This is a genomic window from Stenotrophomonas tumulicola, assembly GCF_014117215.1.
GTDB lineage: Bacteria > Pseudomonadota > Gammaproteobacteria > Xanthomonadales > Xanthomonadaceae > Stenotrophomonas > Stenotrophomonas tumulicola.
On sequence record NZ_JACGXS010000001.1, the window covers coordinates 1,199,237 to 1,216,468 of the forward strand.

The window sequence follows — 17,232 nt, forward strand, 5'->3', positions numbered from 1 at the left end:
CCGGACCTGCTGGCGCAGTCGCCGCTGCTGGAGCAGACCCTGCAGCTGCACGGCGAGACGGAACCAGGGCCGGAACCCGAACCGATCCTGCAGCCGCCCACGCTGGAGGAAATCCAGGCCATCCAGGACAGCGCCGAGAAGGAAGGCTTCGCGCGCGGCCATGCCGATGGTTTCGCCCAGGGCCAGGCTGAAGTGCGCCGGGTCGTGGCACAGATCGAGGGCATCCTGGACAACTTCAGCCGGCCGCTGGTGCGGTTGGAAAATGAAGCCGTGGCCGCGCTGGGCGAACTGGCGGTGCGCATCGCCGGATCGCTGGTCGGCCGTGCCTACCAGGCCGATCCGGAACTGCTCGCGCAGCTGGTCGCCGAGGGCGTGGACGCGGTAGGCAGCAGCAGCCGCGACGTGGAAGTACGGCTGCATCCGGACGACATCACCGCCTTGTCGCCACTGCTCACGCTGTCGCCGCAGCAGCGTCTGGTGCCCGATCTGGCGCTGGGCCGCGGCGACCTGCGCGTGCACGCCGAAAGCGTGCGCATTGATGGCACCCTGGACGCCCGCCTGCGCGGCGCACTGGACGCGGTGATGCGCCAGGTCGGAGGCGCTGCATGAGCGACATCGACCTGCCGCTGCCACCCGAATGGACCGGCGCCCGCAACCTGCGCCTGGGCGCGCGGCTGGATGCGTTGCGCTTCGATACCCTGCACGGCCGCGGCCTGATCCGCGAAGGCGTGCTGCGCCGCGCCGTCGGCCTGACCCTGGAAGCCGTGGGTTGCGAGGCCCCGCTGGGCGCCAGCTGCAAGGTCGAAGTGGATGGCGGCTGGGTCGACTCGGAAGTGGTCGGCTTTGCCGGCGAGCGCACCTACCTGATGCCCAGTGCCGAACTGCATGGGCTGTTGCCCAATGCCCGCGTCGTGCCGTCGATGCGCCGCGGCGGCGGCGTCGATGTCGGCGAGGGCCTGCTCGGCCGCGTCATCGACAGCGACGGCGTGCCGCTGGACGGCAAGGGACCGATCCGTGCCGAAGGCTCGGTCGGGATGGCCGGGGTATCGATGAACCCGCTCGCCCGCGAGCCCATCACCCAGCCACTGGACGTGGGCGTGCGTGCCATCAATGCGCTGCTGCCGATCGGCCGCGGCCAGCGCGTTGGCCTGTTTGCGGGTTCCGGCGTGGGCAAATCCACCCTGCTGGGGATGATGACCCGCTTCACTTCGGCCGACGTGATCGTGGTCGGGTTGATTGGCGAGCGTGGCCGCGAAGTACGCGACTTCGTCGAATCCACCCTGGGCGAAGAAGGCCTGCGCCGCGCCGTGGTGGTCGCCGCACCGGCCGACCGGCCACCGCTTGCCCGCCTGCATGGTGCCTATCGCGCCACTGCCATCGCCGAGTGGTATCGCGACCAGGGCCTGAATGTCCTGCTGCTGATGGACTCGCTGACCCGCTTTGCCCAGGCGCAGCGCGAAATCGGCCTGTCGGTGGGCGAGCCGCCAACCACCCGGGGTTATCCGCCCTCGGTATTCGCAAAGCTCCCTGCACTGGTCGAACGCGCCGGCAACGGCGCCAAGGGACGGGGCTCGATCACCGCCTTCTACACCGTGCTCACCGAAGGCGACGATCCCCAGGATCCCATCGCCGATGCGGCGCGGGCGATCCTTGACGGCCACATCCTGCTCTCGCGCCGGGTCGCCGACAGCGGCCTGTACCCGGCCATCGACGTGGAATCCTCGGTCAGCCGCGTGGTCACCGAAATCGCCGATGAACCCTGGCGCCTGCGCATCCGCAAGCTCAAGCGGCTGGTCTCGGCGTACTCGTCCAACCGCGACCTGATCGCCATTGGCGCCTACCAGCGTGGCAACGACGCCGCCACCGACGAGGCACTGGAACGCTGGCCGGAAATCGTCGAGTTCCTCGGCCAGGACGTGGCGAAGGCCGCCGATCTTCCCCATAGCCAGGCCGCGCTGAAGCGGCTGGTCGAACCGGAGAATCCCGCATGATGCAGTCCAAGCGCATCGATCCGCTGCTCAAGCGCGCACAGGAAAAAGAAGACACCGTCGCCCGCGACCTGGCCGAACGCCAACGTGCGCTGGATACCCATCTGTCGCGCCTGGATGAGCTGCGGCAATATGCCGATGAGTACGCCAACGCGCAGCTGGCCGCGACCAGCCCCGCCCAGTTGTTGAACCGCCGCGCGTTCCTGGACCGCCTGGACAGTGCCGTCACCCAGCAGTGCAGGACGGTGGACAACAACCGCGAGAAGGTCGAGGCCGAGCGTTCCCGCCTGTTGCTGGCCAGCCGCGACAAACAGGTACTGGAGCAGCTGGCCGCCAGCTACCGCGCCCAGGAACAGCAGGTTGCGGAGAAGCGCAGCCAGCGCGAGATGGATGACCTCGGTGCACGCCGGGTACGCCTGCTGCAGGCCGATGATGGCGAAAACGGAGGCCAGCGGTGATGGCCGGTGCGCTGCCCGGCGGCGTTGCCACCGGCGCAGCGGAGGGCAGCGTCCAACGATCCGGACCACGCTCCGGCGCGCAGGCCGGAGCGAAGGGACAGGAATTCGAACGGATGCTTGGGGCGCCGGTCGGCAACGACGCGCAGCGTACGACACGTCCGGACCACGCGCAGGCCCCGGCGAGCGAACCGACCCGTGCCCGGCGCGATGCTGCAGGCGCCTCCGGGGAAGAAGCCCTTGACGAAGCGGATGCTTCCGCCGCCGAGCCTGCAAAGGCGAAGGACGCCGACACCGCCAGCCAGGAAGAAGCCGGCGACTGGCCCCCGGCCGGACTGGCCGGGCTGATGCTGTCCATCGCATTGCCCGCGGCCGGGCCGACTCCCGCCGCGGTGGATGCATCCACCACACCGGCCGCCGGCAGGACATCGCCGCCGCTTCCGCCACCGGTGCCGGCTGCCGGACCGGCCGTGGCCAACGCCGTCGGCACGGCAGCCGCTGGCGATCCCGCCGCGAGCGCCGATGCACCACCGGCGACCGACCTGCCATTCGACCTGGACGCGCTGTTGCAGGCATCTGCCGTGGATGCCGGCGAATCGTCGGATGGCCCGCCGGCCGTGGCGCCTGCACTGCATGGCATCGGCGCGTTGCAGGCCCTGCGTGCGGGCGCCGAGGTGCCTGCGCTGCGCGGCACCGGGCCGACGCCAACGCCGGTGCTCGGCCAGGACAGCTTCGACGAGGCAATCAGCGCACGCGTTGGCTGGCTGGCCGAACAGAAGATCGGCCATGCGCACATCCGCATCAGCCCGGACGACCTCGGCGCGATCGACGTGCGCCTGCAACTGGACGGCGACAAAGTCCACGCCAGCTTCTCCAGCCCGCACGTGGAGGTACGCCATGCGCTGGAAAACAGCCTGCCGCGGCTGCGCGAGATGCTGGGCGAACAAGGCTTCCTGCTGGGTAATGCCGATGTCGGCCAACAGGCACAGGGTGACTCCACGCCGTCCCAGGGCCATGCGGGCATCGCCGCCATCACCGGTGATGGGGATGCGGTAATGGAGGAGGTCAGTCTCTCCAGCGGGCAGGTGATCCGCCAGCGCGGGATTCTTGACGCATACGCATGACCGGGCAGCGGGGCATGGCATGGCCCGGCCCATATTCCGCCGGGCATGGCCCGGCGCTACGGCGAGGCGGGCATGGCCCGGCGCAGCCGCGCCAATAATCCGCCACGCCGCTTCGCCACGCTTCCGGCACGGTGCTTGCATATCCCTGCAGGCAACCCCGAGGAGCTCCATACGTGGCCACAGCCGCAGACAAAACCAAGAAACCCGCCGACAAGGACAAGGCCGCCTCGCCGCGCCATCCATTGCTGGTTACCGCGCTGATTGCCGTCCTCGCTGCCGCTTCCGCCGGCAGTGCCGCGTGGTACTTCACCCAGGCCCAGCACGCCGGCGCCGATGGCAGCACCGCGGCCAAGCCCAAGGCACGGCCGGCGCCAGCGCAGTATTTCGCCCTGGAGCCGCCATTCGTGGTCAACCTCAATGGCCCGGCCGATGGCCCGCGTTACCTGCAGGTGGAAGTGCAGCTGATGACCCGCGACAACGACGCGCTGGATGCCATCCGCATCCACTCCCCGGCGCTGCGCGCACGCCTGTTGATGTTGTTCTCGCAGGTCGCCCCGGAGCAGATCGCCGACCGCGCGGGCAAGGAAAAGCTGCAGGCCGCATCGCTGGCCGAAGTACGGAAAGTGCTGCTTGCCGAAACCGGGAAGCAGTGCGCCGATGAGCTGTTGTTCACCAGTTTCGTGACCCAGTAAGGGCTGCCATGAATGATCTGCTGTCACAGGACGAAATCGATGCCCTGCTGCATGGCGTAGACAGCGGCGCGGTGGAAACCGAAGTGGATGCGGCGGCCCCCGGCGAAGCCCGTTCCTACGACTTCGCCAGCCAGGACCGCATCATCCGCGGTCGCATGCCCACCCTGGAAATGGTCCATGAGCGCTTCGCACGGCTGTGGCGCATCGGCCTGTTCAACCTGATCCGGCGTTCGGCCGAACTGTCGGTGCGTGGCATCGAACTGGTCAAGTTCAACGACTACATGCACTCGCTGTACGTGCCGACCAACCTCAACCTGATCCGCTTCAAGCCGCTGCGCGGTACCGGGCTGATCGTGTTCGAGCCGACCCTGGTGTTTGCCATCGTCGACAACTTCTTCGGCGGCGACGGGCGTTACCCCACCCGCATCGAAGGACGCGAGTTCACCGCCACCGAGATGCGCGTGATCCACCTGCTGCTGAAGCAGACCTTCGCCGACCTGCGCGAAGCATGGGCGCCGGTGATGGACGTGGAGTTCGAGTACATCAACTCCGAAATCAACCCGCACTTCGCCAACATCGTCACCCCGCGCGAATACGTGGTGGTGTGCCGCCTGCACGTGGAGCTCGATGGCGGTGGCGGCGACATCCACGTCACCCTGCCCTACTCGATGCTCGAGCCGATCCGCGAACTGCTGGACGCCGGCATCCAGAGCGACCGCAACGACCGCGACGAGACGTGGGGCGAGACGCTGCGCGAACAGCTCGATATCGCTGAAGTCACCCTGTCCAGCGTGCTGGCCAGCAAGCGCATGAGCCTGCGCGAACTGACCCGGCTGAAGGTCGGCGACATCCTGCCGATCGAGCTGCCGCCACAGGTGCCGATCTGCGTGGAGGACATTCCGGTGTTCACCGGCCAGTTCGGCATCGCCAACGGCATGAACGCCATCAAGATCACCGCCACCCATCCACCGGGGACGCGCCAGCGCGCACCGGTCAGCCAGGAAGACCTGCAATGAACGATACCGACGCCAACGCGCCCAGCCCGGCGCAGTTCGACACCCTGCATGCCGACGATGCGCAGGGCACCGACCTCAACCTGGACGTGATCCTGGATGTACCGGTCACCCTGTCGCTGGAAGTCGGTCGTGCGCGCCTGCCGATCCGCAACCTGCTGCAGCTCAACCAGGGCTCGGTGGTGGAGCTGGAGCGCGGCGCAGGCGAATCGCTGGATGTGTTCGTCAACGGCACCCTGATCGCGCATGGCGAGGTGGTGGTGATCAACGATCGTTTCGGCGTGCGCCTGACCGACGTGGTCAGCCCCAGCGAACGGATCCGGAGACTGCGTTGAACCTGCCTGCGCTCATCGCCACCGCGCAGGTTGGCCAGCATGCCCCGGGCACGCCCGGCCTGGTCGGCGCGGTGCTGGCGTTGTTGGCCGTGCTGGCCCTGGTGGTCGCGCTGGGCTGGCTGCTCAGGCGCCTGCCGGGCAGCAGCTTCCGCCAGAGCGAAGCGATCAGGCTGGTTGCCAGCGTCGCGGTGGGCGCCAAGGAACGCGTGGTGGTGCTGGAGGTGAACGGCGAACAGTTGCTGCTGGGCGTGACGGCCGGCGGCATCAGCAGGCTGCACACCCTGGATGCACCGTTGCCGCCGCCGACGCCGATGCGCGTGCCAGACCTGAAGAACCTGCCCAATTTCGCCCAGTTGCTGCAGCAGCGGCTGCGCAAGGACTCCTGAGATGCGCCTGTTTTCATGCCTGCGGGCTGGCCAGCGGCCCGCACCCGCCACCGTGGCCAGCTGGCTGCTGCTGGCACTTCTGTTGCTGTTGCCTGCATTGGCCTTCGCCGCCCCCGGTGCGGCCGGCACCCCGCTGCCGGACGTGACCGTGGGCAAGGTGGGCGGGCAGAACGTCAGCCTGCCGCTGCAGACCCTGCTGCTGATGACCGCGATCACCCTGATCCCGTCGATGCTGCTGGTGCTGACCGCGTTCACCCGCATCATCGTGGTGCTGGCGCTGCTGCGCCAGGCACTGGGCACCGGCCAGACGCCGTCCAACCAGATCCTGCTCGGGCTGGCCCTGTTCCTGACCGCGATGGTGATGCTGCCGACCTGGGACAAAGCCTGGAGCACCGGCATGGCGCCCTACCTCAATGGCGACATCGACTTCCAGAGCGCCTGGGCGTTGACCACCCAGCCATTGCGCGGCTTCATGCTGGCGCAGATCCGCGAAACCGACCTGATGACCTTCGCCGGCATCGCCGGGCATGGCACCTATGCCAGTCCCGATGCGATCCCGTTCCCGGTACTGGTCGCTTCATTCGTCACCAGCGAGCTGAAGACCGCCTTCGAAATCGGCTTCCTGATCTTCATCCCGTTCGTGATCATCGACCTGGTGGTGGCCAGCGTGCTGATGTCGATGGGCATGATGATGCTGTCACCGATGCTGGTATCGGCCCCCTTCAAGATCCTCCTGTTCGTGCTGGTGGATGGCTGGGTGCTGACCGTCGGCACGCTGGCGGCCAGCTTCAATCCGGCCTGATTGCCGCGAGACCGGCCGGACGTTGCCGACCGCCGCATCAACCACCGCCGGGCATGGCCCGGCGCTACAGATGGAAAGACAGATGTCTCCCGAACTTGCCCTGACCGAACTGCGCGGCGGACTGCTCGCCACCTTGTGGGTAGCCGGCCCGCTGCTGCTCACCGTATTGGTGGTGGGCGTCGTGGTGGGCGTGGTGCAGGCCGCCACGCAGCTCAACGAACCGACCATCGCCTTCGTGGCCAAGGCGGCTGCACTGACGGCCGTGCTGTTCGCGCTGGGCAGCCTGCTGCTCGGCCACATGGTCGAGTTCACCACCCTGCTGTTCCAGCGCATCCCGCACCTGATCGGCTAGGCAGGGCGCCCGATGGATCCAGCAACCCAGATGGCAGCCGACGGCCTGCAGGCCTTCGGGATGATCGGCGACACGCTGTGGACGGTGCTGCGCCTCGGTGCGATGGTCATGGCGATGCCGTTGATCGGTACCCGGGCGGTTCCGTCACGGATCAAGCTGCTGTTGTCGGCCACCCTGGCCATCGCCCTGGCGCCGGTGCTGCCACCGGTCCCGGCCTGGACCGGCTTCGATGCCTTCACCGTGCTGGCCATCTTCCGCGAGCTGGTGATCGGGGTGACCATCGGCTTCGTGCTGCGGCTTGTGTTCGAAGCCGGCGCGCTCGCCGGCGAGCTGATCGCACAGGGTACCGGCCTGTCCTTCGCGCAGATGGCCGACCCGATGCGCGGTGGCAGCTCCGCCGTCATCGGCCAGTGGTTCTACCTGATCTTTGGCCTGCTGTTCTTCACCGCGAATGGCCACCTGGCCCTCATCTCGCTGCTTGTCGACAGCTATCGCGCGCTCCCCATCGGCACTCCCCTGCCCGATCCGCATGCGCTGGCCGGCATCGCGCCGACGTTCCTGCTGACCGTGCTGCGCGGTGGCGTCGCGCTCGCCCTGCCGCTGATCGTGGCGATGCTGGCGGTGAACCTGGCCTTCGGTGCGCTGGCACGCGCAGCCCCTGCCCTCAATCCCATCCAGCTGGGCCTGCCGGTGTCGGTGCTGCTGGGGCTGGTGCTGCTGGCCGTGCTGGTTGGCGACATGGGGCCGCCCGTACAGCGGCTGTTCGATGCGGCGTTCGAGGCTGCAGGCGCGGTGACCGCCTGATGCGACACGGCCATCCCCTGCAGTAATTCTGACCTTCCATCGCGGGGAGCGGCAGCGCCGGCGCGGCAGTTTCCCAATGCGCTGCGCCGGCATGCCACGTTAGATTCGTTCCACGCCCTGCGGGCATGCAGGGCCGGTCCGGGAGAACGTCGATGCTGGCGCGAAGCTACGATATCTGGATGGTGGCGCTGTCATTCCTCGTCGCTGTCCTGGCGTCCTTCACCGCACTGGCCATGGCTACCCGGGCGACCACCGCCCGCAGCCCGGCCGCCACCTGGGCATGGCGGTTGGGGGGCGGCTGCGCGATGGGCCTGGGTATCTGGTCCATGCATTTCATCGGCATGCTGGCCTTCTCCCTGCCCATCGCCATCAGCTACGACCTGGCGCTGACCCTGGCCTCGCTCGCGGCCGCCATGGCAGCATCGATTTTCGCGCTATGGCTGGTCTCGCTGGCGACAATGCCGCGCTTCCGGCTGGCTGCAGGCGCCGTGCCGATGGCGTCGGGAATCGCCACCATGCATTACCTGGGCATGGCGGCGATGCGCATGCAACCGTCCATCCAGTGGCATGCCGGCTGGGTGCTGGCGTCGCTGGCGGTAGCGCTGGCCGCCAGCTGGGTCGCCCTGTACATGGCCTTCCGCCTGCGCCAGGATGCGGCACTGCTGCATGATCGCCTTGCCGCGGCGGGGCTGCTCGGCCTGGGCATCGGGGGCATGCACTACACCGGGATGGCCGCTGCGCGCTTCCCCGACGGCAGCGTCTGCGGGGCCATCGGCACGTACAGCCTGCCTGCCAACATGCTGGCGCTGCTGGTGTTGATCGGTACCGTGCTGATCCTGGGCCTCGCCCTGGGCCTTGCCTGGATGGAACAGCGCGTGGAAGCGCAGCTGCTGCGGATGCGCGATACCGCGCTGCATGATCCGTTGACGCGGCTGCCCAATCGCCGCCTGCTGCAGCGGCGCATCGAAGGCGCGCTGGCACAGGTCGAACAGGAGGGCGGACGGTTCGCGGTGGTCTTCCTGGACCTGGACAGGTTCAAGCAGGTCAACGATGCGCTCGGCCACCAGGCTGGCGACGACCTGCTGGTCGCCGTCAGCACGCGCATCGTACAGCTGCTGCGCCCGGGCGACGTACTGGCGCGGCTGGGCGGGGATGAGTTCGTGCTGGTCGTGCGTATCGTCGGCGATGACGATATGACCCTGCTGGCCCGGCGCCTGTTGCGGGCGGTGGAAAGCACCCCGCTGGCCCAGGATCATCGGCTGCACATCAGCGCCAGCCTCGGTATCGCCGTGTGCCCGGAGCACGCCACCACCGAGCGGCAACTCATGGCCTGCGCCGATGCGGCCATGTACGTGGCAAAACAGGCAGGCCGCAACCAGTATGCGATGTACGCCATCGGCATGGCCGGACCGATCGGGCGGCAGCGCCACCTGCTGGCCAGCCCGCAGCGGCCACAGGCGGAGCTGGCCGCTACCCGGTAAGGCCCCTCCGCTGGCACGGATCTTGCACGCCACCTCGCATCCCCCTGGGCCTGCGTGCGATGTCCGAGAACGAAGACGGCGGCGAGAAAACCGAACAACCAACAGAAAAACGCCTGCGTGAAGCCCGCGAGCAGGGCAACACGCCACGCTCGCGCGAGCTCGCCACCGCGGCGGTGTTCGGCGGCGGCGTACTGGCCGTGATGGCCAGCGGCGGCACGCTCGCCCATGGCGCCATCGACTGGATGAAGCAGGCACTGCAACCGGACCTTGCCGTGCGCCAGCAGCCGATGGAGATGTTCGGCCATGTCGGTGATCTGTTCCTGCGCCTGCTGCTGGTTGCCGCCCCGCTGGTGCTGGTGTGCGTGCTGGCCAGCTTCCTGGCACCGGTGGTGATGGGCGGCCTGCGCTGGTCTGCCAAGGCGATGACCCCGGATTTCACCCGGTTGAACCCCGCCGCCGGACTGAAGCGGCTGTATGGACCGGAGGCGGTCGCCGAGTTCGCCAAGTCACTGCTGCGGGTGGTGTTCGTCGGCACCGCCGCCGGCATCGTGATGCTGGGGGGCATGGACACCCTGCGCGGCCTGCTGAACCAGCCGCTGGAAAAGGCGATCGTGCATGGGCTCGGCTTCACCCTGAAGCTGTTGCTGGCCACCGCGGTGGCGATGTTGCTGCTGGCCGCCATCGATGCGCCGTACCAGCGCTGGAACTGGATGCGCAAGCTGAAGATGACGCGCGAGGAGCTGCGCCGGGAAATGAAGGAGAGCGAGGGCAGCCCCGAGGTCAAGGGCCGCATCCGCCAGATGCAGCACCAGATGGCCAACCGCCGGATGATGGAAGCGGTGCCCGGCGCCGACGTGGTGGTGGTCAACCCCACCCACTACGCGGTGGCCCTGAAGTACGAAGGCGGCAGGATGGGCGCACCCACCGTGGTGGCGCTGGGCGTGGACGAAACCGCCCTGCGCATCCGCCAGGTGGCCGACGGCAGCAAGGTCGCCATCGTCTCGGCGCCGCCTTTGGCACGCGCCTTGTATCGGGAGGGGGAACTCGGAAAGGAAATCCCCGTGAGACTGTATTCGGCCGTTGCCCAGGTGTTGTCCTATGTCTACCAGCTGCGCAGCTGGCGCGGTGGGCCGATGCCCGTGGCACCGCAGGTGGACGTGGACGAACATGCCGATGGCGGTCGCCGATGAGCACCCAGGCCGCAGGTTTCAATACCCGTCGCCTGCTGGGCATGATCCGCCAGGGTCTTGGCGCACCGTTGATCGTGCTGTCGCTGCTGGCGATGGTGGTGGTGCCACTGGCCGCGCCGGTACTGGACGCACTGTTCACCTTCAACATCGCCATCTCGTTGATGGTGCTGCTGGCGGTGGTGTACGTGAAGCGTCCGCTGGACTTCACCATCTTCCCGATCGTGCTGCTGGTCACCACCATGCTGCGCCTGGCGCTGAACGTGGCGTCCACGCGGGTGATCCTGCTCAACGGCCAGAACGGCCACGAGGCGGCCGGCAAGGTGATCGCCGCCTTCGGCGAGTTCGTCATCGGCGGCAACTACGCGGTCGGCATCGTCGTCTTCGCGATCCTGACCATCATCAATTTCGTGGTGATCACCAAAGGCGCCGGGCGCGTTTCCGAAGTCACCGCGCGCTTCACCCTCGATGCCATGCCCGGCAAGCAGATGGCCATCGACGCCGATCTCAATGCCGGATTGTTGACGCGCGAGGAAGCCAAGCTGCGCCGCGAGGAAGTGCGCGAGGAAGCCGATTTCTACGGTGCGATGGATGGCTCCAGCAAGTTCATCCGCGGCGATGCCATCGCCGGCATCCTGATCCTTTTCATCAACCTGATCGGCGGCCTGGCCGTGGGCATGCTCCAGCACGACATGGCCTTCGGCGATGCAGCCGCCACCTACACCCTGCTGTCGATCGGTGACGGCCTGGTGGCGCAGTTGCCGGCACTGCTGGTATCCAGCGCGGTGGCCATGCTGGTCACCCGCGCCTCGCGTTCGCAGGACATGAGCCAGGCCATGATGGGCCAGGTGTTCGGCCAGCACCGCGCGCTGGCCATCGCGGCCACCATCCTCGGCGTCGTCGGGCTGGTCCCCGGCATGCCGAACCTGGCCTTCCTGACCCTGGCTGCCATCCTCGGCTACATCGCCTGGAAGATGTGGAAGAAGAGCCAACTGGCCGAAGCCCAGGCAGCCGCCGCGCCAACCACCCCCGCCCTCGACGCGCTGGGCCGCCCTGCCGCACCGGCGCCCACTGCCGAACTGACCTGGGACGAACTGCGCCCGGTCGACCCGCTGGGCCTGGAGGTCGGCTATCGCCTGATCCCGCTGGTCGATGCCGCACAGGGCGGTGAGTTGATGGCCCGCATCAAGGGCGTGCGCCGCAAGCTGACCCAGGACATCGGCTTCCTGGTGCCTTCCGTACATATCCGCGACAACCTGGAACTGCCGCCCACCGGCTATCGGCTGCTGGTGCATGGCGTGCCGGTGGCCACCGCCGACATCCATCCGGACCGCGAACTGGCCCTGGACCCGGGCAGCGCGCTGGGCCAGCTGGACGGCATCGCCGGCAAGGACCCCGCGTTCGGCCTGGATGCCACCTGGATCCAGCCCCACCAGCGCGCCCATGCCGAGTCGATGGGCTACACGGTGGTCGATCCGGCTACGGTGGTGGCGACCCACTTGTCCCACCTGATCCGCGAACACGCGCCGGAACTGCTCGGCCACGAAGAGGTGCAGCAACTGCTGGCCAACCTGGCCAAGAGCGCGCCCAAGCTGGTCGAAGACCTTACCCCCAAGGCGCTGCCGTTGTCGGTGGTGGTGCGCGTGCTGCAGAACCTGCTGGTCGAACGCATTCCGGTGCGCCAACTGCGCAAGATCGCCGAGGCACTGGTCGAGACCGCGCCCTCCAGCCAGGACCCGGTCGTGCTCACCGCCGCGGTGCGCAACACGCTGGGCCGCTTCATCGTGCAGGAAATCGCCGGCATGTCCGCCGAGCTGCCGGTGTTCACTCTCAACCCGCAACTGGAACGGGTCTTGCAGGAGTCCACGCAGGGCAATGGCGCTGCGCTGGAACCCGGACTCGCCGAACGGCTGCACCAGAGCCTTGCCGACTGTGTCAGCAAGCAGGAAGCCCGCAACGAGCCCGCGGTGGTGCTGGTTCCGGGCCCGGTGCGTGCCGCGCTGGCACGGCTGGTCCGGCACAGCGTTCCGTCGCTGTCGGTGCTGGCGTACAGCGAAGTGCCGGAGGACAAGCGCTTGAAGCTGGTGGGGACCATCAGTTGACCGCGCACCTGCGGCGCGCCGGAAACCTGGCAGCGCCACGAACAAGCTTCACCGATCTGATCCAACCATTTTCGAAGGGGAACCCGCACCGTGCTGACCACCGACCAACCGCGATCCCCCGCCACTGAACCGAATCCGTCCCGGTACCCAAGCATGAAGATCAAACGATTCGTCGCCGCCGACATGCGCGCGGCCATGAACCTGGTACGCAAGGAACACGGACCCGACGCCGTGATCCTGTCCAACCGGCGGATCGAGGAAGGCGTGGAAATCGTGGCCGCCGCGCATTACGACGAGAGTGCCGTACAGCGCGCACTGGACGCGGCGCGCAGGGACATCGCACCGACGCCCGCGCCCACGCCGCGGCCGCGCAGTGCCGCCGAAGCGATGATCGCCGCGATGACCCGCCGCCGCGCACCGGCCGCGGACGCCGAGCCGGTGTCGGCCACCACCTCGGCGGTGGCGGCACTGGCCCGCGCTGCGGTGGGCGCCACCGGCCGCACCTTGAACAGCGCCGACGAGATCGTGCCCCGGCGCGGCAGCGAAGGCTTCGCCGCCACGCTGGCACGCGCCGCCGGCGATGCCCCGCCCACCACGTTGCTGCAGCCCGCCAATGAACCGTCGCGTCTGGAACCGGTCATCGCCCCGCCCGCGCGCCCATTGATTGACGCACCGAAGGCGGACGCCCGCCTGCCGCGCACCTGGGTGGAGAGCGCCAGCTTCAGCCTGGACGCACCAGCGCCGGTTGACAGCCCGTTGCGCGCGCCGATGTCCGCCGTGGCAAGCTTCATCGCGCCGGTCGTGCCGCCCGTACCATCGGCACCACGGCCGCCGCCGCTGCCCCTGCCATCTGCCGGTACGGCGGAGCCACGCTCCGCTGACGCCGAAAGCGTGACGACCCGCGATCGCCGCCCGGCCGAACCGCCGGCCGCTCCCGCGCTGACCGTCATCGCCCGCGACGACGACGAGATGCGTCGCCTGCGCAACGAAGTGGCCGGCATGCGCCAGGTCATCGAGCGCGAGATGAACCGCTTCACCGATGAGCGCCTGCGTGGCAATCCGGTGCGGGCGGCAGCGCTGGACCTGATGGACGAATACGGCTTCGATGCCGGCATCAGTCGCGACGTGGTGCTGCAGATCCCGCTGGAAACCGAAGTCCATCGTGGTCGTGGCCTGATGCTGGGGCTGATCTCGCGCAAGCTGCCGATCAGCCCGATCGACCCGCTGGAGGCCGGCGGCGTGATCGCACTGGTCGGTCCCACCGGTGCCGGCAAGACCACCACCATCGCAAAGCTGGCCTCGCGCTTCGCCGAAGCGCATGCCCCGCGCGATGTCGCCCTGGTCACCACCGACACCGCCCGCATCGGCGCCCGCGAGCAGTTGTACGGCTTCGGTCGCCAGCTGGGCATCGCCGTGCACGAGGCGGGCAGCGGTACCGACCTGGACCAGCTGCTGGAACGCCTGAAGGACTACAAGCTGGTGCTGATCGACACCGCCGGCGTCGGTCCACGCGACCGCACCCTCGCCTCCCAGCTGCAGTGGCTGCGTGCCGCGCGCCAGGTCAGCACCCTGCTGGTGCTGCCGGCGAACACCAGCCTGGGCGACATGGACGAAGTGGTGCGCCGCTTCAGTGCCGCCAACCTGCAGGGCGTGGTGCTGAGCAAGCTGGATGAAACCGGCCGCTTCGGCACCGCGCTTTCGGTCGCCGTGGACCATCGCCTGCCGATCACCTGGGTGACCGATGGACAGGATGTTCCCGAAGACCTGCACCGGGCCAGCGCGGCCAACCTGGTACTTCGCCTTGAAGATCTGCGCCGCGCGGCCGATATGCCCTGCAACCCGGAGTTGAACCATGCCGTCGCGTGAGTACGCCAAGCTGACCACCCCCTCCCCGCTGTCGGCCACCCGCAGCCAGCCGCCCGGCGCGGTCCGTACCATCGCCGTCACCGGCGGCAAGGGCGGCGTGGGCAAGACCAACGTGTCGGCCAACATGGCCGTTGCGCTGGCAGGCATGGGCAAGCGCACGCTGCTGCTGGACGCCGACCTCGGCCTGGCCAACATCGATGTCATCCTCGGCCTGCAGCCGAAGTTCACCCTGGCCGACCTGGTCGCCGGACGCTGCACGCTGGAACAAGTGATCATCGAAGGCCCCAACGGCGTGCTGGTGGTGCCGGCCGCGTCCGGCCGCCGGCACATGGCCGAACTGGCGCCGGCCGAGCATGTCGGCCTGGTCAACGTGTTCTCCGAGCTGGAGCGCGAGCTGGACGTGATGGTGGTCGATACCGCCGCTGGCATCACCGATGGCGTGCTGACCTTCTGCCAGGCCGCGCAGGACACCGTGGTGGTGGTCTGCGACGAACCGGCGTCGATCACCGATGCCTACGCACTGATCAAGGTGCTGTCGCGCGAACGCGGGATCGACCGCATCCAGGTGGTGGCCAACATGGTGCGCGACCAGAACGAAGGCCGCGTGCTGTATGAAAAGCTCTCGCGCGTGTGCGAGAAGTTCCTCGCCGATGTGTCGCTGAACTATCTCGGCTGCGTGCCGCAGGATGACTGGCTGCGCCTGTCGGTGCAGCGCCAGCAGCCGGTGGTGAAGGCCTATCCGTCCAGCCCGGCGGCGCTGGCGATCAACGAGATCGCCCGTCGCACCGCGCGCTGGCAGGCCCCTACCGAACCCCGCGGCGGCGTGGAGTTCTTCCTCGAGCGCATCCTCCGGCAACGCGGGGTGGTGGTATGAAAGGCGCCGCCCAGTACCGCGAAGTGCAGCGCAGTGCCGCCACCGACTGCGTCAACCAGCATTCGGACCTGGTCCGGCGCATTGCCCATCACCTGGCGGCGCGCCTGCCCGCCAGCGTCGAGGTAGACGACCTGATCCAGGCCGGCATGATGGGCCTGATCGAAGCCTCGCGCAGCTACGACGCCGAGCAAGGGGCCTCGTTCGAGACCTACGCCTCGATCCGCATCCGTGGCTCGATGATCGATGAGATCCGTCGCGGCGACTGGGTGCCGCGTTCGGTGCATCGGCGCGCACGCGATGCCGCCGCCACCATCCGCCGCCTGGAACAGGCCAGCGGCCGCGCCGCCTCGGCCATCGAAGTCGCCGCGGCGATGGACATGCCGCTGCCGGAGTACCTGCGGCTGATGGAAGATGCCGCGCGCGGACAGGTGCTGAGCCTGGAGTCGCGCATCGAAGACCAGGGCGAACTGGACACCATCGCCCAGGGCGGCCCGAACCCGCAGCAGGTGCTGGAGCGCGGTGAGTTCGGTCGCGAACTGGGCAAGGCGATCGGCCTGCTGCCCGAACGCGAGCAGCTGGTGCTGTCGCTGTACTACGAGCAGGAACTGAACCTGAAGGAGATCGGCGCGGTGCTCGGCGTGAGCGAGTCGCGGGTCTGCCAGATCCACGGCCAGGCGGTACTGCGCCTGCGTGGCAGATTGAAGACCTTCGAGGCCGCCGACGCGGGCCTGGAAGCGTAAGTACCCAAGAGGAAGAAGCTTTGAACAAGAACATGCGCATCCTGATCGTCGACGACTTCTCGACCATGCGTCGCATCGTCAAGAACCTGCTCGGCGACCTGGGCTTCAGCAACACCGCCGAGGCCGAGGATGGGCACGCCGCACTGGCCATGCTGCAGGGCCAGTCGTTCGATTTCGTGGTCACCGACTGGAACATGCCGGTCATGACCGGCATCGAACTGCTGCGTGCGATCCGCGCCGATGCCCGGCTGAAGACGCTGCCGGTGCTGATGGTGACTGCCGAGGCCAAGCGCGAACAGATCATCGAAGCCGCCCAGGCCGGGGTCAACGGCTACATCATCAAGCCGTTCACCGCGCAGACCCTGCAGGAAAAGCTCGGCAAGATCTTCGAGCGCCTGGCGGCGAGCGCCTGATGGACAACCCCATCACCGACAAGAGCTGGCTGGTCCAGCGCCTGCAGGAAGCGCTGGCCGCGCTGGAAGCCGGCGACGAAGCGGGCTGGCGCCTGCAGATCGACGCGCTGGCCGCCGCCCGCACCCAACCGATGATGGCCGGCCTGTCGCGGCTGGCGCGCGAACTGGGCCAGGCACTGGGTGAACTGCCCCACGTCAATGCCGAGGCCGGCGAGCTGGATGATGCCTGCGCGCGGCTGGACCACGTGGTGGCGATGACCGAGCAGGCCACCCACCGCACCCTGGACCTGGCCGAGGAATGCCGCGGGCTTGCCGCGCGCCTGGGCGAGGACGAACTGCCGCCGCTGGAACGGCAGCAGGCACTGGAACGCATCCGCCACAACCTGACCGAGATTGCGCTGACCCAGAGTTACCAGGACCTGACCGGGCAGATCATCCGCCGCGTGGTCGGCATCGTGCGCCGCGTCCATGAAGGGTTCGGCGCGCTGGGCCTGCCCCCGGAACTGCAGGGCGGCCGCAACGCATCCACGTTGGCCGGCCCGGCGGTCATTGGCGTGGACCGGCATGCGGTGTCCCAGCACGACGCCGACGACCTGCTGTCCGACCTGGGGCTATGAG

Annotated in this window: 18 protein-coding genes and 1 pseudogene; all 19 read left to right on the forward strand. The window is 68.3% G+C overall.

Annotated features, from left to right (window positions below; all coding sequences use genetic code 11):
* Nucleotides 1–24 precede the first annotated feature (24 nt).
* The 19 genes and pseudogenes from H4O11_RS05325 (at nt 25) to H4O11_RS05415 (ending at nt 17,231) form a co-directional block, all read left to right on the forward strand.
* Nucleotides 25–609: a FliH/SctL family protein gene (locus H4O11_RS05325; protein ID WP_246333308.1), complete on the forward strand. Its 585-nt coding sequence runs from the start codon at nt 25–27 to the stop codon at nt 607–609.
* Complete coding sequence (locus H4O11_RS05330) at nt 606–1,991, forward strand: FliI/YscN family ATPase (RefSeq protein ID WP_182338298.1); 1,386 nt, start codon at nt 606–608, stop codon at nt 1,989–1,991. The genes H4O11_RS05325 and H4O11_RS05330 overlap by 4 nt, the downstream gene beginning before the upstream one ends.
* Entirely contained in the window at nt 1,988–2,446 is a 459-nt protein-coding gene (gene fliJ / locus H4O11_RS05335) for a flagellar export protein FliJ (RefSeq protein WP_182338299.1), read from the forward strand. The genes H4O11_RS05330 and fliJ overlap by 4 nt, the downstream gene beginning before the upstream one ends.
* Nucleotides 2,446–3,567: a flagellar hook-length control protein FliK gene (locus tag H4O11_RS05340; protein ID WP_182338300.1), complete on the forward strand. Its 1,122-nt coding sequence runs from the start codon at nt 2,446–2,448 to the stop codon at nt 3,565–3,567. Before fliJ ends, H4O11_RS05340 begins: the two co-directional genes overlap by 1 nt.
* A gap of 173 nt (nt 3,568–3,740) precedes the next feature.
* Complete coding sequence (locus tag H4O11_RS05345; protein ID WP_182338301.1) at nt 3,741–4,259, forward strand: flagellar basal body-associated FliL family protein; 519 nt, start codon at nt 3,741–3,743, stop codon at nt 4,257–4,259.
* Nucleotides 4,260–4,267: 8 nt separating this feature from the next.
* Nucleotides 4,268–5,275, forward strand: a complete 1,008-nt coding sequence (gene fliM / locus H4O11_RS05350) for a flagellar motor switch protein FliM (protein WP_182338302.1) — start codon at nt 4,268–4,270, stop codon at nt 5,273–5,275.
* Nucleotides 5,272–5,607, forward strand: a complete 336-nt coding sequence (gene fliN, locus H4O11_RS05355; RefSeq protein ID WP_182338303.1) for a flagellar motor switch protein FliN — start codon at nt 5,272–5,274, stop codon at nt 5,605–5,607. The genes fliM and fliN overlap by 4 nt, the downstream gene beginning before the upstream one ends.
* The gene (gene fliO / locus H4O11_RS05360) at nt 5,604–5,993 is read left to right on the forward strand and encodes a flagellar biosynthetic protein FliO (RefSeq protein ID WP_182338304.1); all 390 of its coding nucleotides are present in this window, start codon (nt 5,604–5,606) and stop codon (nt 5,991–5,993) included. Before fliN ends, fliO begins: the two co-directional genes overlap by 4 nt.
* Nucleotide 5,994: 1 nt before the next feature.
* The gene (gene fliP / locus H4O11_RS05365; RefSeq protein ID WP_246333240.1) at nt 5,995–6,795 is read left to right on the forward strand and encodes a flagellar type III secretion system pore protein FliP; all 801 of its coding nucleotides are present in this window, start codon (nt 5,995–5,997) and stop codon (nt 6,793–6,795) included.
* An 82-nt stretch (nt 6,796–6,877) separates the two neighbouring features.
* The gene (locus H4O11_RS05370) at nt 6,878–7,147 is read left to right on the forward strand and encodes a flagellar biosynthetic protein FliQ (protein WP_182338305.1); all 270 of its coding nucleotides are present in this window, start codon (nt 6,878–6,880) and stop codon (nt 7,145–7,147) included.
* Nucleotides 7,148–7,159: 12 nt separating this feature from the next.
* Nucleotides 7,160–7,951, forward strand: coding sequence for a flagellar biosynthetic protein FliR (gene fliR / locus H4O11_RS05375; protein WP_182338306.1), 792 nt, complete (start codon nt 7,160–7,162; stop codon nt 7,949–7,951).
* A 152-nt stretch (nt 7,952–8,103) separates the two neighbouring features.
* Nucleotides 8,104–9,402 (forward strand): annotated as a pseudogene (locus H4O11_RS05380) (diguanylate cyclase domain-containing protein); the annotation flags it as partial.
* Between the two features lie 89 nt (nt 9,403–9,491).
* Nucleotides 9,492–10,622, forward strand: coding sequence for a flagellar biosynthesis protein FlhB (gene flhB, locus H4O11_RS05385; protein ID WP_182338308.1), 1,131 nt, complete (start codon nt 9,492–9,494; stop codon nt 10,620–10,622).
* A complete protein-coding gene (gene flhA, locus H4O11_RS05390; RefSeq protein WP_182338309.1) occupies nt 10,619–12,721 on the forward strand; it encodes a flagellar biosynthesis protein FlhA in 2,103 nt (700 codons plus the stop codon). Before flhB ends, flhA begins: the two co-directional genes overlap by 4 nt.
* A gap of 153 nt (nt 12,722–12,874) precedes the next feature.
* A complete protein-coding gene (locus H4O11_RS05395) occupies nt 12,875–14,587 on the forward strand; it encodes an AAA family ATPase (protein WP_182338310.1) in 1,713 nt (570 codons plus the stop codon).
* A complete protein-coding gene (locus H4O11_RS05400; RefSeq protein ID WP_182338311.1) occupies nt 14,574–15,461 on the forward strand; it encodes a MinD/ParA family ATP-binding protein in 888 nt (295 codons plus the stop codon). Before H4O11_RS05395 ends, H4O11_RS05400 begins: the two co-directional genes overlap by 14 nt.
* On the forward strand, nt 15,458–16,201 hold the full coding sequence (locus H4O11_RS05405; RefSeq protein WP_182338312.1) for an RNA polymerase sigma factor FliA: 744 nt from the start codon (nt 15,458–15,460) through the stop codon (nt 16,199–16,201). The genes H4O11_RS05400 and H4O11_RS05405 overlap by 4 nt, the downstream gene beginning before the upstream one ends.
* A 20-nt stretch (nt 16,202–16,221) precedes the next feature.
* Nucleotides 16,222–16,614 (forward strand): chemotaxis response regulator CheY, encoded by a 393-nt coding sequence (gene cheY / locus H4O11_RS05410; protein ID WP_182338313.1) that lies wholly within the window; start codon nt 16,222–16,224, stop codon nt 16,612–16,614.
* Complete coding sequence (locus tag H4O11_RS05415; protein WP_182338314.1) at nt 16,614–17,231, forward strand: protein phosphatase CheZ; 618 nt, start codon at nt 16,614–16,616, stop codon at nt 17,229–17,231. Before cheY ends, H4O11_RS05415 begins: the two co-directional genes overlap by 1 nt.
* Nucleotide 17,232 lies beyond the last annotated feature (1 nt).